Origin of the sequence: Rhodococcus sp. DK176 (genome assembly GCF_038447315.2) — a bacterium.
Classification (GTDB): domain Bacteria; phylum Actinomycetota; class Actinomycetes; order Mycobacteriales; family Mycobacteriaceae; genus Rhodococcus_F; species Rhodococcus_F jostii_A.
Map to the genome: position 1 here is coordinate 4,507,701 of NZ_CP118321.2, position 12,457 is coordinate 4,520,157.

General features: G+C 67.6%; 14 protein-coding genes and 1 pseudogene. 7 read left to right on the plus strand and 8 right to left on the minus strand.

The features are described 5' to 3' along the window. Positions 1 to 11: 11 nt before the first annotated feature. Positions 12 to 1,313, minus strand: coding sequence for a class I SAM-dependent methyltransferase (locus PSR88_RS21390; protein ID WP_009477267.1), 1,302 nt, complete (start codon positions 1,311 to 1,313; stop codon positions 12 to 14). Then, complete coding sequence (locus PSR88_RS21395) at positions 1,310 to 2,761, minus strand: FAD-binding oxidoreductase (RefSeq protein WP_016884484.1); 1,452 nt, start codon at positions 2,759 to 2,761, stop codon at positions 1,310 to 1,312. The genes PSR88_RS21390 and PSR88_RS21395 overlap by 4 nt, the downstream gene beginning before the upstream one ends. Before the next feature lie 248 nt (positions 2,762 to 3,009). On the opposite strand from PSR88_RS21395, the gene PSR88_RS21400 reads away from it, so the two are divergent. The 5 genes from PSR88_RS21400 to PSR88_RS21420 all read left to right on the plus strand — a co-directional run bounded on the left by PSR88_RS21400 (position 3,010) and on the right by PSR88_RS21420 (position 6,632). Then, positions 3,010 to 3,444: an SRPBCC family protein gene (locus tag PSR88_RS21400; RefSeq protein ID WP_005248646.1), complete on the plus strand. Its 435-nt coding sequence runs from the start codon at positions 3,010 to 3,012 to the stop codon at positions 3,442 to 3,444. 117 nt (positions 3,445 to 3,561) lie between these two features. Continuing rightward, on the plus strand, positions 3,562 to 3,903 hold the full coding sequence (locus PSR88_RS21405) for a YbaB/EbfC family nucleoid-associated protein (RefSeq protein WP_009477269.1): 342 nt from the start codon (positions 3,562 to 3,564) through the stop codon (positions 3,901 to 3,903). A 9-nt stretch (positions 3,904 to 3,912) separates the two neighbouring features. Next, on the plus strand, positions 3,913 to 4,521 hold the full coding sequence (gene recR / locus PSR88_RS21410) for a recombination mediator RecR (protein ID WP_005248644.1): 609 nt from the start codon (positions 3,913 to 3,915) through the stop codon (positions 4,519 to 4,521). Next, entirely contained in the window at positions 4,518 to 5,090 is a 573-nt protein-coding gene (locus PSR88_RS21415) for a TetR family transcriptional regulator (protein ID WP_011596679.1), read from the plus strand. The genes recR and PSR88_RS21415 overlap by 4 nt, the downstream gene beginning before the upstream one ends. 84 nt (positions 5,091 to 5,174) lie before the next feature. Then, on the plus strand, positions 5,175 to 6,632 hold the full coding sequence (locus PSR88_RS21420) for an MFS transporter (RefSeq protein WP_016884485.1): 1,458 nt from the start codon (positions 5,175 to 5,177) through the stop codon (positions 6,630 to 6,632). A 125-nt stretch (positions 6,633 to 6,757) separates the two neighbouring features. Here the strand turns inward: PSR88_RS21420 and PSR88_RS21425 are convergent, their stop codons facing one another. Together PSR88_RS21425 and PSR88_RS21430 are read right to left on the minus strand one after the other, a co-directional pair. Next, the gene (locus PSR88_RS21425; protein ID WP_005248640.1) at positions 6,758 to 7,090 is read right to left on the minus strand and encodes an ArsR/SmtB family transcription factor; all 333 of its coding nucleotides are present in this window, start codon (positions 7,088 to 7,090) and stop codon (positions 6,758 to 6,760) included. Then, complete coding sequence (locus PSR88_RS21430; RefSeq protein ID WP_011596681.1) at positions 7,087 to 7,533, minus strand: SRPBCC family protein; 447 nt, start codon at positions 7,531 to 7,533, stop codon at positions 7,087 to 7,089. The genes PSR88_RS21425 and PSR88_RS21430 overlap by 4 nt, the downstream gene beginning before the upstream one ends. A gap of 284 nt (positions 7,534 to 7,817) precedes the next feature. Here PSR88_RS21430 and PSR88_RS21435 point away from each other — a divergent pair. Beyond that, positions 7,818 to 8,030, plus strand: a pseudogene (locus tag PSR88_RS21435) (hypothetical protein); the annotation flags it as partial. A 25-nt stretch (positions 8,031 to 8,055) separates the two neighbouring features. Here the strand turns inward: PSR88_RS21435 and PSR88_RS21440 are convergent. From PSR88_RS21440 to PSR88_RS21450, 3 genes are read right to left on the minus strand one after another with little or no spacing between them, the layout of a single operon-like run. Beyond that, positions 8,056 to 8,766 carry a type 1 glutamine amidotransferase gene (locus PSR88_RS21440; protein ID WP_016884487.1) on the minus strand — a complete coding sequence of 237 codons (711 nt, stop codon included), beginning with the start codon at positions 8,764 to 8,766 and terminating at the stop codon, positions 8,056 to 8,058. Next, a complete protein-coding gene (locus PSR88_RS21445) occupies positions 8,759 to 10,012 on the minus strand; it encodes a Mur ligase family protein (protein WP_005253380.1) in 1,254 nt (417 codons plus the stop codon). Before PSR88_RS21445 ends, PSR88_RS21440 begins: the two co-directional genes overlap by 8 nt. A 25-nt stretch (positions 10,013 to 10,037) precedes the next feature. After that, complete coding sequence (locus PSR88_RS21450) at positions 10,038 to 10,955, minus strand: EamA family transporter (protein WP_016884488.1); 918 nt, start codon at positions 10,953 to 10,955, stop codon at positions 10,038 to 10,040. 72 nt (positions 10,956 to 11,027) lie between these two features. Here PSR88_RS21450 and PSR88_RS21455 point away from each other — a divergent pair, with 72 nt between their 5' ends. After that, entirely contained in the window at positions 11,028 to 11,921 is an 894-nt protein-coding gene (locus PSR88_RS21455; RefSeq protein WP_016884489.1) for a LysR family transcriptional regulator, read from the plus strand. Positions 11,922 to 11,980: 59 nt separating this feature from the next. Here PSR88_RS21455 and PSR88_RS21460 read toward each other — a convergent pair whose 3' ends face one another. Continuing rightward, entirely contained in the window at positions 11,981 to 12,361 is a 381-nt protein-coding gene (locus PSR88_RS21460; RefSeq protein ID WP_016884490.1) for an SHOCT domain-containing protein, read from the minus strand. Between the last annotated feature and the right edge of the window lie 96 nt (positions 12,362 to 12,457).

The following is a 12,457-nucleotide window of genomic DNA, read 5'->3' on the forward strand; positions in this document are numbered from 1 at the left end:
GGAGCCGCCTATTACTTCCACCACGGACGCAGCGGGACGTGCGCCTCGCCCTTGGGGCCGAGCTTGACGGCGAGGACCTGGTGCAGCTGAACGACGTTGCGTTCGAAGCCCAGCCGCGACCCGGCCATGTAGAGGCCCCAGACGCGTGCGGTGCCTTCGCCGACTTCGGCGACGCAGGCGTCCCAGTTGTCGACGAGGTTCTGGCACCATCCGGCGAGGGTGAGTGCGTAGTGTTCGCGCAGGTTCTCCTCGTGCCGCACCTCGAGTCCGACGTTCTGGATCTCGGTGATGATGCGTCCGGAGCCGGTGAGTTCGCCGTCGGGGAAGACGTACCGGTCGATGAATCCGCCTGCGCGCGCCTGACTCTGGTTGTCGGGTCGGGTGATGCAGTGGTTCAGCAGCCGGCCGCCCTCGCGGAGTTTGCTCTGCAGCAGTCCGAAGTAGGCGGGGTAGTTGCCGACACCGATGTGCTCGGTCAGGCCGATCGAGGAGATGGCGTCGAATCCGGTCTCGGGGACGTCGCGGTAGTCGGAGAACCGGACCTCGGCGAGGTCGGACAGTCCTTCTTCGGCGATGGCCTTCTGCGCCCATTCGGCCTGTTCGCGGGACAGGGTGGCGCCGATCACCTTGACGCCGCGGCGGGCGGCGTACCGGACCATCGATCCCCAGCCGCAACCGATGTCGAGCAGTCGGTCGCCGGGCTGGAGACCGAGCTTCTCGAAGACGAGGCGGTACTTGTTCTCCTGTGCTTCTTCGAGGGTCTGCTCGGTGTTCTCATAGCACGCACACGTGTAGGTCATGGACGGGCCGAGGACGTACTCGTAGAAGGTGTTCGAGACGTCGTAGTGGTGGTGGATGACCTCGGCGTCGCGGGACTTGGAGTGCCGCAACCCTTCCGCGACTCGACGCCACCGCGGGAGATGCTCCTGCGGGGGAGGGGCGATGGGGCGCAGCAGATCCCAGCCGAGCGAGCGCGTGATCGCGGCGAGCGTGAGCGCGGACGGGCGACGGAAGTGCAGCTCGTCGCCCATGACACGGAGGATCTCGTAGGGGTCACCGGGGTGGACGCCACGGGCCTCGAGGTCGCCGGACACGTAGGCCCGGGCCATGCCGAGGTCGCCGGGGGCGGTCGCCAGGTAGGTGGTGCCCCGGGTCGTCTTGAGGTGGAGACCGTAGGGGGCGTCCTCCGGGCCGGCGGCGCTGCCGTCGTAGGCGGAGAACCGCAGGGGGAGCATACCGTCGGACAGAGTTTCGAGTATCTCTGCGATGGTCAGCTTGTGATCTTGGGAGCGTGAAGCTTTCAGAGTTGTCATCGACGTTGCACCGCCTTGGAGAAAAGGTCCAGTAATCGTGATTTCGGGTCGTAGCGTTTTTTCAGTTCCGTGTATCGATCGCCGCCGTAGTAGAGGCGTTCGAAGTCTTCCCGTGAATAGTACGAATCGGAGTAGAGGGACTTGTGTCCGTCGAAGTCGCTGACCTTGTCTTCGATCAGCCGATTCGCCGCCCCCTCGGGTCGGCCCGGAACGATGGGCACCGACGACCAGAATCCGATGTTCACGTATGTGCGTTTCGGTTCGAGGGGGTACAGGGGCCAGGGGCGTTGCGAGGACGCGCCGGCGGGGGCGGGTTCCCGCAACCGCAACGGGCACAGCCACAGCGGTTCGATCGGGATCTCGTCGAGGAACCATCGGACGAAGTCCGCGGTGCGGTCGATGGGCACTTCGACGTCCTGCACGACGCGTTCGCGCGGCGGGTTGCCCTTGCGCTTCTCGAGTCGGTCGCCGATGTCGTACTTGTGGTCGAGGGCGATGAGCTTCCAGTAGAAGCTGCTGCGGAGGAGGCTCTTCGGCCACAGCCGGCGGATGGTGGGGTTCTGGGCGCCGAAGGCGCGCGAGCACCAGAACCAGTCGGTGTCCCAGCGCCACAGGTAGTCTCGGATGGTGAGTTTGTCCGTTTTGGGGTGGTTCACGGAACTGTGCTGAATGGACCGGTAGAAGATGTTCTGCCCGGTGTAGTCGCTGACGGGGCCGCCCTCGTCGGTCTGATGGCCCAGCGTCAGGTAACTCTCGGATGCGGTGAACACGACGCCGTCCAGGTAGTCGACGGGGATGCCGTCGTGGATGCGCTCGGTGACGATGCGATCCATCGTCGACTGCAGTTCGTCCAGGGAATCGAAACGCAGATGCCGCAGTGCCACATACCTTTTGACGGGCTCGAGTTGGATGCGCAGCCGTGTGGAGTAGCCGAGGGTTCCGTAGGAGTTGGGGAATCCCCAGAACAGGTCGGAGTTCTCGCCTTCCGGTGTCGCGGTGACGATGTCGCCGTTGCCGGTCAGGACGTCGATCTCGAGGACCGATTCGTGGGGGAGCCCGCTGCGGAACGACGTCGACTCGATGCCGAGGCCGGTGACCGCGCCGCCGAGTGTGATGGTCTTGAGTTGTGGAACCACCAGCGGCGCCAGCCCGTACGGCAGGGTGGCGTCCACCAGGTCTTCGTATGTGCACATTCCGGCGACATCCGCGGTGCGGGCCTGCTCGTCCACCGAGATGACTCCGCCGAGACCGGAGACGTCGAGGCCGGGCGCGCTGGTCTGGGCCCGTGCCCGGAACAGGTTGGACGTCTTCTTCGCGAGTCGCACGGTGGCGTCCGTGGGAATCGCGCGGTAGGACGCGAGAAGCCGTTCGACGCCGGCGCGGTGAGCGTCGATCCCGGTGACGGGCAGAGTGCGATGCGCACGGAAGGGGCGTCCACCCTCCCGCATGCTTTTCAGTAGTTCAACCGAAGAGGCAGCCACACCTTGACGCTATCCCTCTCCGCGGGTTCAGGCCACGCATATCGGCGCGGTCGAGCGAAGATTCACACAAATGTCTCATCAACGTGCGGGTCGTGACCACGTCGAAGTGAGCTACCTCACAATAGATTGCCACGTCATCGCCCGGACTCGCCGACGGAAGGCAGGATGAGAGGAGGAAGCAGTTTCGTACAAATCGTACAAGAGGAGTCAGAACAGTGGGCCAGGTCAGCGCGAGCAGTTCGATCACCGTCGCAGCCACACCGGAGAAGGCGCTCGCGGCTTTGACGGACTACGAGACGGTGCGTCCGCGCATCCTCTCGGAGCAGTACCTGGACTACCGCGTCCTCGAGGGTGGGCAGGGCGGCGGCACCGTCGCGCAGTGGACGTTGAAGGCCACCGAGAAGCGGTCCCGCGACATCAAGGCCACGGTCACCGTGGCGGGCAACACGATCACGGAGACGGACGCGAACTCGTCGCTCGTCACCACCTGGGTCGTCGCCCCGAGCGGCAGCGGTTCCACGGTCACCACGACCACCGAGTGGAAGGGCGCGGGCGGCATCGGGGGCTTCTTCGAGAAGACGTTCGCGCCGCTGGGTCTGAAGAAGATTCAGGGGCAGGTGCTGGCGAACCTCGAGCGCGAACTCGCCTGACGCGACGCCGGTTCGCTCCGGCGCCGTCGGCGTGAGTCCCACGACGGCGTCGGTGCCGGACCGCACTGACGGTCACGGTCTACTCTGGCAGGGGAAACAGCAGAAAGGACCACGTCAGTGCAACCAGGTGGACAACCCGACATGTCGGCGCTCCTCGCGCAGGCACAGCAGATGCAGCAGCAGCTGATGGCCGCCCAGCAGGAGATGGCCGAGGCCGAGGTCACCGGGCAGGCCGGTGGCGGACTCGTGACCGCGACGGTCAAGGGGACAGGTGAAGTGGTCGGTCTGAAGATCGATCCGAAGGTCGTCGATCCCGACGACGTGGAAACTCTGCAGGACCTCGTGATCGGTGCGATCGAGGACGCGTCGAACAAGGCGCAGGAGATCGCGGCGCAGAAGCTCGGTCCGCTCGCGGGCGGATTCGGTGGGGGAGGCCTGCCCGGTCTCCCCGGTTTCTAGAGGCGCGGCGTGTACGAAGGTCCGGTTCAGGATCTGATCGACGAGCTCGGCAAGCTGCCCGGCGTCGGGCCGAAGAGCGCACAGCGCATCGCGTTCCACCTGCTCAGCGTCGAGCCGCCGGAGATCGACCGGCTCAAGAATGCGCTGCAGCGGGTGCGCGACGGCGTCCAGTTCTGCGTGGTGTGCGGCACGGTCTCCGACAAGGAGCACTGCCGCATCTGCGCCGACCCGCGCCGTGACCGCACGGTGATCTGTGTGGTCGAGGAGCCGAAGGACGTCCAGGCCGTCGAGCGCACCCGCGAGTTCAAGGGCCGCTATCACGTTCTGGGCGGTGCGCTGGATCCGCTGTCCGGGGTGGGCCCCGATCAGCTCCGTATCCGGGAGTTGCTCGCGCGCATCGGCAATCAGGAGGACGGCGTCGACGTCTCCGAGGTGATCATCGCGACCGACCCCAACACCGAGGGGGAGGCCACCGCGACGTATCTGGTGCGGATGCTGCGGGACTTCCCCGGGCTGACGGTCAGCCGGCTCGCGTCGGGTCTGCCGATGGGCGGCGACCTCGAGTTCGCCGACGAGCTCACGCTGGGCAGGGCGTTGTCGGGGAGACGCACGCTGTGACGTCGGATCCGGGCACTGCCGCGCCGGTGAAGCGGACGGCCGAGCAGTCGCGGTCGCTGATCGTCGACGCTGCGGGCCGGGCGTTCGCGACGCGTCCGTACCGGGAGATCACGCTCAAGGACATCGCCGAGGACGCCGGGGTCAGCGCGCCGCTGATCATCAAGTACTTCGGGTCGAAGGAGCAGCTGTTCGACGCGCTCGTCGATTTCCGTGCCGCCGCGGAGATCGTGTTCAGCGGTCCGCTGGACGGTCTCGGTGAGCGGATGGTGTCGATGTTCGCGCGGCCACTCGAGCCGTATAAGCCGCTATCGCTGAACATCCTGTTCATGAGCGGGCCGAGCGAGGAGAGCAGTCGCAAGCTTCGCGCCAACTATTCGGCGCAGATGATCGACGCGCTGGCCGAACGACTGCCCGGGCGGGATGCCCGGTTGCGCGCCGAACTGGTGATGTCGATGCTGACGGGTCTCGCCGTCATGCGTCGCAAGATGATGCAGGAGCACGCGACGGGCACCCCGGAAGAGGTGGTGGCGCACTACGCCCCGCTGGTGCAGGAGTTGCTCGACGGCTGAGGGCGGATTGTCCGGCTTGCGGGGTAAATGGTTGTTCACCTAATGTGGTGAACAACCATTTACCAGCTGTGCAAGGGGTGACGCTTGACGATCTCGTTGCCGCGCCCACTGTCGGCGCTTGCGGATCAGCCGGTCGCACCGCCGGACTCTGCCGGCGGATCGCGTTACCTCTTCCCGATTCTCGCGTTCGCGGGCGTGTTCCAGGCCGTCTTGCAGACGGTCATGGTGCCCCTCCTGCCCAGCATGCCGACGTTCACCGGCGCGAGTCAGACGTCCGTGTCCTGGCTGATCACCACCACCCTCCTGGTCGGCGCGGTCGTCACCCCCATCTTCGGCAGGCTCGCCGACATGTTCGGCAAGAAGCGGATGCTTCTCGTCGCCTTCGTCTTCATGACGCTCGGAGCGTTGATCTGCGCCGTGACGTCCGACATCGCGTTCCTGATCTTCGCGCGGGGACTGCAGGGGGCAGGCGCCGCCGTCATCCCGGTCGGAATCTCGATCCTCCGCGACGAATTGCCGCGGGAGAAGGTCAACGGCGCCATCGCCATGATGAGCTCGACCCTCGGGATCGGCACCGCGCTCGGATTGCCGTTCGCGGCCTCCGTCGCCGAATACTCCAACTGGCACGTCCTCTTCTGGGTCATCGCGGGAATCGGACTCGCCGTCACCACGGCCGCGGTGCTGTTCATCCGCGAGTCCGAGGTGCGGTCGGGTGGGCGGTTCGACGGCGTCGGCGCCGTCGGTCTCACCGCGGCCCTCGTCTGCCTGCTCGTCCCGATCACCCAAGGCAGCTCGTGGGGCTGGGGCAGTCCCGCGGTGCTGGGCATGTTCGCGTCCGCGGTGTTCCTGTTCGCGCTGTGGGGGCATCAGCAGCTGCGCAACCGGAACCCGCTCGTGGACCTGCGGGTGTCGGCGCGACGGTCGGTGCTGCTGCCGCATGTCACGGCGCTGCTCGTCGGGTTCGCGTTCTACGGAAACGCCCTCATCACCACCCAGCTGCTTCAGGCGCCCCGCGGGGACTCCGGCTACGGCCTGACGATTCTCCAGGCCGCGGTGTGTCAGCTGCCGACGAGTCTGTCGATGATCGTCTTCGCGCAGGTCGGGGCCCGGGTGTCCGAACGCTACGGGTCGAAGGTGACGATCCTGTCGGGCGCGATCTGTCTCGTCCTCGGCTACGCGCTGCACACGGTGCCACACAAGGAGTTGTGGATGGTGATCGCCGCGCTCGGGGTCGCGGCCGTCGGCACCGCGCTGGTGTACAGCACGCTGCCGATGCTGATCGTGCGGGCCGTGCCGTCCACGCAGATGGCCGCGGCCAACGGCGTCAACGTGCTGCTGCGGACGATGGGGACCACCATGTGCAGCGCGGTGGTGGCGACGGTCCTGGCGGCGAGCATGGTGGGCGGTGTCGCCTCGGCCGCCGGATTCTCGATCGCCTACGGGGTATGCGCGGTGCTGGCGGTGCTGGTGTTTGCAGTTTCCCTGGCCCTGCCGGGGCACGATCGGATGAAGAAAAGTCCGATCGAGCCTCTTGTGACGTAGATCACTCGCGTGTATCGTCAGTGATGCGGATCGAGGAAATGTACCTGTGAGCAGAGAAAACTCGAGAAGCAGAGATCCGGCCGAGAATGCAGAAGCATTCCCGGCCGAACCCCTGTCTGGGGTCTTTACTCCTCCATCGATTCCGCGATCTGCTTGATGGCGGCCAGCCGGCGGTCCCACTCGGCGCCGATCCGTTCCAGCGTCCGCGCCGTCTTGTTGAGTTCCGCGCCCAGCGCGCGGTAGCGGATCTCGCGGCCCACCTTCACCGACTCCACCAGTCCGCAGGCCTGCAGCGCATTCAGATGCTTCGCGATGGCCTGCCGCGACACCGGAAGCCGGGTGGCGAGCGACGACGCCGACTGGTCGGCCCGCCCGAGTTCGGTGAGGATCTCCCAGCGGGTCTCGTCGGACAGCGCCGCGAACACCGAGGCCAGTTCGGCGTACGTGCCCACCGTCATGCCTTCACGCCGTGCAGGTACGCGACCAGTTCGTCGAGTTCGGCGTGCCAGCCCTGGACGTTGCCCTCGCGGGCCCGCTTCTGGTCGGCCACGTCACGGTCGAGGGTGTCGAATCCGGTCTCGACGACGGTCAGTTCGGTGCCGGACGCGTGCTCGGACAGCGTGAACCGCACCAGGGTGGAGTTGCCGATCACCGGATCGGCGTCCATGTCGGCGGCCCAGCGGAAGCCGAAGGTGTTCGGTTCGTCGACCTCCGTGACGACGGCGCGGGCGGTGCCGTGCTCGTCCCAGGTGAAGGCGGCCTTGCCGCCCACGCTGAGGTCGAGCGACGTGCGCTGCCCGAACCACTGGCTGATCTTGTCGGGATCCGTGATCGCCGCCCACACCGCCGATCTCGGGGCGTTCACGACGACGGTCCGGGTGATGCTGCTCGATGCGTCCATGGTGGTTCACCTTTTTCGACGACGGTTGATGTGCAACTACATGGTTGCACTCTTTTCGTCTTTCTGCAACCCTCTGGTTGCGCTCGGCGCGTGAGTGCCGATGTGTACCCGGATGCGCATCGGCACTCACAGGGGTTATCCACAGGCTGTGGAAAAAATGGTGGGAAGGGGCGGTTCCTGTCGGGGCGGGCCGACACCGTTCCGGGCATGGAACACGACTCATGGCAGGCCCTTCTCGACGCCCAGGACGGCGTCGTCACCGCGGCACAGCTCCGGGCGCACGGCGTCAGTGCGGGCTGCCGGGCGGGAAACGTCAGATGCCGCACGTCGTGGACGGCCCGATTCTGTACGGGGACGTCGATTACAGCCCCACGGGTGTGCCGCTGATCGTCCGGCTCGACGGGCAGCAGTATCACAGCGCGCAACAGTCCCGCTTCCGTGACCGTCGGCGCGACAACGCGGCGGAGCTGGCCGACCGTCCACGGCTGGTCTACGGGTGACGACGCTGTGCCACTCACGTGCCTAGACGCGCAGGCGCTCCCGGCGCAGCTGCGCGACCTCCGGCAGATCGAGCGGCGCGAGTTCGTCGACGCCCAGCGCCCGCTTCAGGAGCAGGTCGGCGAGTTCGGGGTTGCGGGCGAGCGCGGGTCCGTGCATGTACGTGCCGATCACGGAACCCTGGACGACGCCTTCGAGTCCGTCCCCGACGCCGTTGCCGACGCCGTGCGTGACCCGGGCGAGACCGCGGGCGTCGGCGCCGAGTGTGGTACCGCCGCGGTGGTTTTCGAACCCCGTGAGCGGCTGCGTCAACCCATCCATCCGTGGTGTCGTGATCACTTCACCGATGGAACGGGTCGCCTGCGGGGACGTGGTGACGTCGAGCATCGAGACACCGTCGACGCGTTCGCCGCTCGACGTCTCGTACCAGTTGCCGAGCACCTGGATCGCGGCGCAGATCGCCAGGACGGGGGCGCCGCGTTCGGCGGCCTTCTGCAGTCCGGGGTACTTGGCGAGGTGCCGGGTGGCGAGGCGCTGCGCCGAGTCCTCGGCCCCGCCGAGCGTGTACACGTCGAGGGACTCCGGGACCGGGTCGTTCAGCGTGATCTCGACGATCTCCGCCTCGTATCCGCGCATGCGCAGTCGCTGCCGGAGGATCAGGGCGTTGCCGCCGTCGCCGTAGGTGCCCATCACGTCGGGGAGCACCAGGCCGATGCGTACGGTCGAGTCAGGCATTGCGCGCCTCCTTCGCGATGGCGGTGTTCAGGTCGCGGAAGGCGGTGTAGTTGGCGAGCACCTCGACGCGTCCGGGTGGGCAGGACGCGATGGCCCGCAACGGGTTCGGGTCGAGCGTGTGCTCGACGCCGGCGTACGTGAGGCGGACGGCGAGGTCGGTGCCGCGTTCGCCGGCGGCCACCACCTTGACGCCCTCGAAGTGCTCGAACCGCACGTCCCACAGCCAGGACAGGTCCTCGCCGTCGGGAACCTGCCCGTTGACGGCGATCACGAGTCCGTCGACGGTGGGGTCGATCATCGACAGCGCCTCCTGCCAGCCGGCGGGGTTCTTGGCGAGCAGCATGTGCACGGAGTGCGACCCGACCTCGACGGTGCTGTAGCGGCCCGCGACCTCCTGGACGGTGGCTGCCGCGGCGACGGCGTCCTCCGCCTTCGCGCCCATCGCGACCGCCGCGGCGACGGCCTGCGCGGCGTTGCCGCGGTTGGCGCGCCCGGGGAGGGCGAGGGTCATCGGGATCTTCAAACCGTCGGGCCCGTACAGGTTTTCGTCGTCCAGCCACCAGTCGGGGGTCGGGCGTGCGAAGTCGGAACCGGTGCTGCGCCAGTGGGAGCCCTCCCAGACGATGGGTTCGCCGGTGCGCGGACAGCTGGCGGCGTCGCTGGCCCATCCGCCGCCTGCGGCGACCCAGACGACGTTCTTCGCGTCGTAGGCCACCGAGGTGACGAGGACGTCGTCGCAGTTGGCGATCACGACGGCCTCCGGGTGTGCGGCGACGCAGGCGCGGAGTTTGCGTTCGATCATGTTGATCTCGCCGACCCGGTCGAGCTGGTCGCGGCTGAGGTTGAGCAGCACCAGGGCTTCGGGGTTGACGGCGTCGGAGACGTGCGGGACGTGGAGTTCGTCGACCTCGAGGGCGGCGAGGGGCGCGTGGACGCGGGTGCTGAGCGCCGCGACGATGCCGGCGTCCATGTTGGCGCCGTCTGCCTGCGTCGCGACCTCACCGAGGGTGGAGAGCGCCGCCGCGGTCATCCGGGTGGTGGTGGACTTGCCGTTGGTGCCGGTGATCACCGCGGTGCGCCGGCCTGCGCCGAGCTGCTCCATCAGTGTCGGGTCGATCTTCAGGGCGATCAGTCCGCCGATCATCGAGCCCTTGCCCCGGCCCGCCTTCTGTGACGCCCACGAGGCCGCTGCCGCTGCGCGCAGGGCGAGCTTGCCCCGCGTCGTGATCCCAGTTCCAGTACTCACTCCGCGAGTTTTGCACAGGGTCCGGTCAGACGCCGACTCGCGCGGGAGCAGGTGAGTGCGAAAGTGTGCTCGGACGCACTCTGCCACTCACCTGGGTGGCGGCGGCACCGGCGATGACGACGACCCCGCCCATCAGCGACAGCATGCTCGGCTCCTCGTGCAGCACCAGCCAGGATGCCCCGATCCCGACGATCGGAACCAGCAGGGAGAACGGTGCGACCATCCCGGCGGGGTAGCGGCTGAGCAGCGCTGTCCACAGACCCGAGCCCGCGACCGTGCCGAGAATCACGATGTAGGCGAGGCCCGCGAGCGCGAGCGGGCCGGTGCCCTCCAGCGACGACGTCAGGGAGTTCCAGCCCGCGGACGGGCCCTCCACGCCGAACGACAGCGCCAGCATCGGCAGGGGCGGAATGACGCACATCCACAGCATCAGACGCATCGGCTGGTCCGACGCGGCCTTGCGGTTGCCGATGTTGCCCACCGACCACGACAGTCCCGCGAGCAGCGTCAGGGCCACCGGCAGCAGCGCGGCGTGCTGGGCGCGGTCCCAGCCGATGAGGGCCATTCCGGCCATCGCCACCAGCAGTCCGCACACCTGTGCCGGCCGCAGGCGCTCCCGCAGCAGGACCGCGCCGAGGACCACGGTGAACGGTGCGGACGACTGCAGGACCAGCGACGCCAGCCCGGTGGGCATGCCGACGTGCATGGCCCAGAACAGGAAGGCGAACTGGCCGACGCCGAACCCGAGGCCGTACACCAGCAGCCACTTCAGCGGGACCTGGGGCCGGGGAACGAACAGGATCACCGGGATCGCGATGACGAAGAATCGCAGCGCGGCGAAGAAGAACGGCGGGAAGTGATCGAGGCCCGCGCGAATGGCGAGGAAGTTGAGCCCCCACAGGACGACGACGGTGAGTCCGAGCAGCCGGTCGCGGGAGGTCATGCATTCCATCGTGAGGTCCGGAAATGATCAGGACAAGCGCATTAAAGTGCATCATCGATGTAGTTTTGCTACATGGATGCGACCCGGTTGCGCGTGCTGCGCGAACTGGCGGACCGTGGGACGGTGGCGGCGACCGCGCAGGCGTTGTCGATGACGCCGTCGGCGGTGTCGCAGCAGCTCAAGATCCTCTCGCGGGAGGCCGGGGTGACCCTGCTCGAACCCGCCGGACGCCGGCTGCGGCTCACGGATGCCGGTCAGGCACTCGTCGTCCGCGCCGACGACGTCGTGGCCGCCCTGGACCGTGCGACAGCGGAGATGAGCGCCTACCGCGGTTCGCCGCGCGGGCGGGTGCGGGTGGCGCTGTTCCCGTCCGGTGCCGCGCTGCTGCTGCCCGGACTGCTGGACGCGCTCGCGGGCAGTGGGGTGGATCTGCAGGCGCGCGACGAGGACCTGCCCGCCGCCGCGGTGCCCACCCTGCTCGCCGATTACGACGTGGTCCTCACCCATCGCGACGAGCGGGCCCCGGACACGTCCTCGCCGCGGGTGACGGCGGAACGGCTGATGCGCGAACCCATCGACCTCATCCTGCCGCCGGGCCATCCGCTCGCCGGCCAGGATGCGGTCCGCCCGGACCAGTTGGCGGACGAGCGGTGGATCAGTGTGCGCGGTGGGTTCCCCGTCGACGACGTGCTGATGTCGGTGGCCGCCGCGACCGGTGTGCAGCCGCATGTGGTGATGCGCATCAACGACTTCCGTGTCATCGAGGAACTCGTCGCCGGTGGTCACGGCGTTGCCCTGCTGGCCCGCCATGCGGTGACGAACCGCTCGGTGGTCCAGTTGCCGCTCGCGGGGGTGCGGGCGGCCCGCATCTACGAGCTGGCCAGGCGGCCGGCCGCCGACGACGTTCCCGCGGTGGCGACGGTGCTGCAGGCGTTCCGGGACGTCGCGGCGCGGATCGCGGACTGATCGGGCCGGAAACGGACGAAGGCCCGCCGGGTGGGCGGGCCTTCCTGTGGATCGGGAACTCAGCTGCTCAGCGCCTTCGCCTTCAGCGTCTCGTACTCCTGCTGAGTGATGGTGCCTGCATCGAGTAGGGCCTTCGCGTCCGCGATCTGCTCGGCCGAGGACTTGCCTGCCACGGAACGGATGTAGCTGTCCTGGGCCTGCTTCACCTCCTGCGCGGCCGCCATCGACCGCTGGGCCATGCCGTCGCTCTTGACGATGAGGTACACCAGCGCGGTCAACAGGGGGACGAAGAACAGGAAGATGATCCAGATGGCCTTCGCCAAGCCCGACGTCTTATGGTCGCGGAACAGGTCGGTGATGATGGAGAACAACAGGATCAGGTAGGCCACGAAGCCGAAGGTGACGATGATCACCCAGAGAAAGTCCCAGAAAGAGTCCATTGCAGCGCTCCATTCACAGTCGAATTCACTCTGCGCTGACTATCGCACCGGGCCGGGGCACCCGCGTCATCCGAAACAGGTGAAATGCGGCCGGTG

What these genes read in the sequence shown, in the direction of transcription:
- PSR88_RS21390 (WP_009477267.1), bottom strand. Translation starts at nt 1,313, where the DNA reads ATGACAACTCTGAAAGCTTCACGCTCCCAAGATCACAAGCTGACCATC.
- PSR88_RS21395 (WP_016884484.1), bottom strand. Translation starts at nt 2,761, where the DNA reads ATGCGGGAGGGTGGACGCCCCTTCCGTGCGCATCGCACTCTGCCCGTC.
- PSR88_RS21425 (WP_005248640.1), bottom strand. Translation starts at nt 7,090, where the DNA reads ATGACGGTGGGCACGTACGCCGAACTGGCCTCGGTGTTCGCGGCGCTG.
- PSR88_RS21430 (WP_011596681.1), bottom strand. Translation starts at nt 7,533, where the DNA reads ATGGACGCATCGAGCAGCATCACCCGGACCGTCGTCGTGAACGCCCCG.
- PSR88_RS21440 (WP_016884487.1), bottom strand. Translation starts at nt 8,766, where the DNA reads ATGCCTGACTCGACCGTACGCATCGGCCTGGTGCTCCCCGACGTGATG.
- PSR88_RS21450 (WP_016884488.1), bottom strand. Translation starts at nt 10,955, where the DNA reads ATGACCTCCCGCGACCGGCTGCTCGGACTCACCGTCGTCGTCCTGTGG.
- PSR88_RS21455 (WP_016884489.1), top strand. Translation starts at nt 11,028, where the DNA reads ATGGATGCGACCCGGTTGCGCGTGCTGCGCGAACTGGCGGACCGTGGG.
- PSR88_RS21460 (WP_016884490.1), bottom strand. Translation starts at nt 12,361, where the DNA reads ATGGACTCTTTCTGGGACTTTCTCTGGGTGATCATCGTCACCTTCGGC.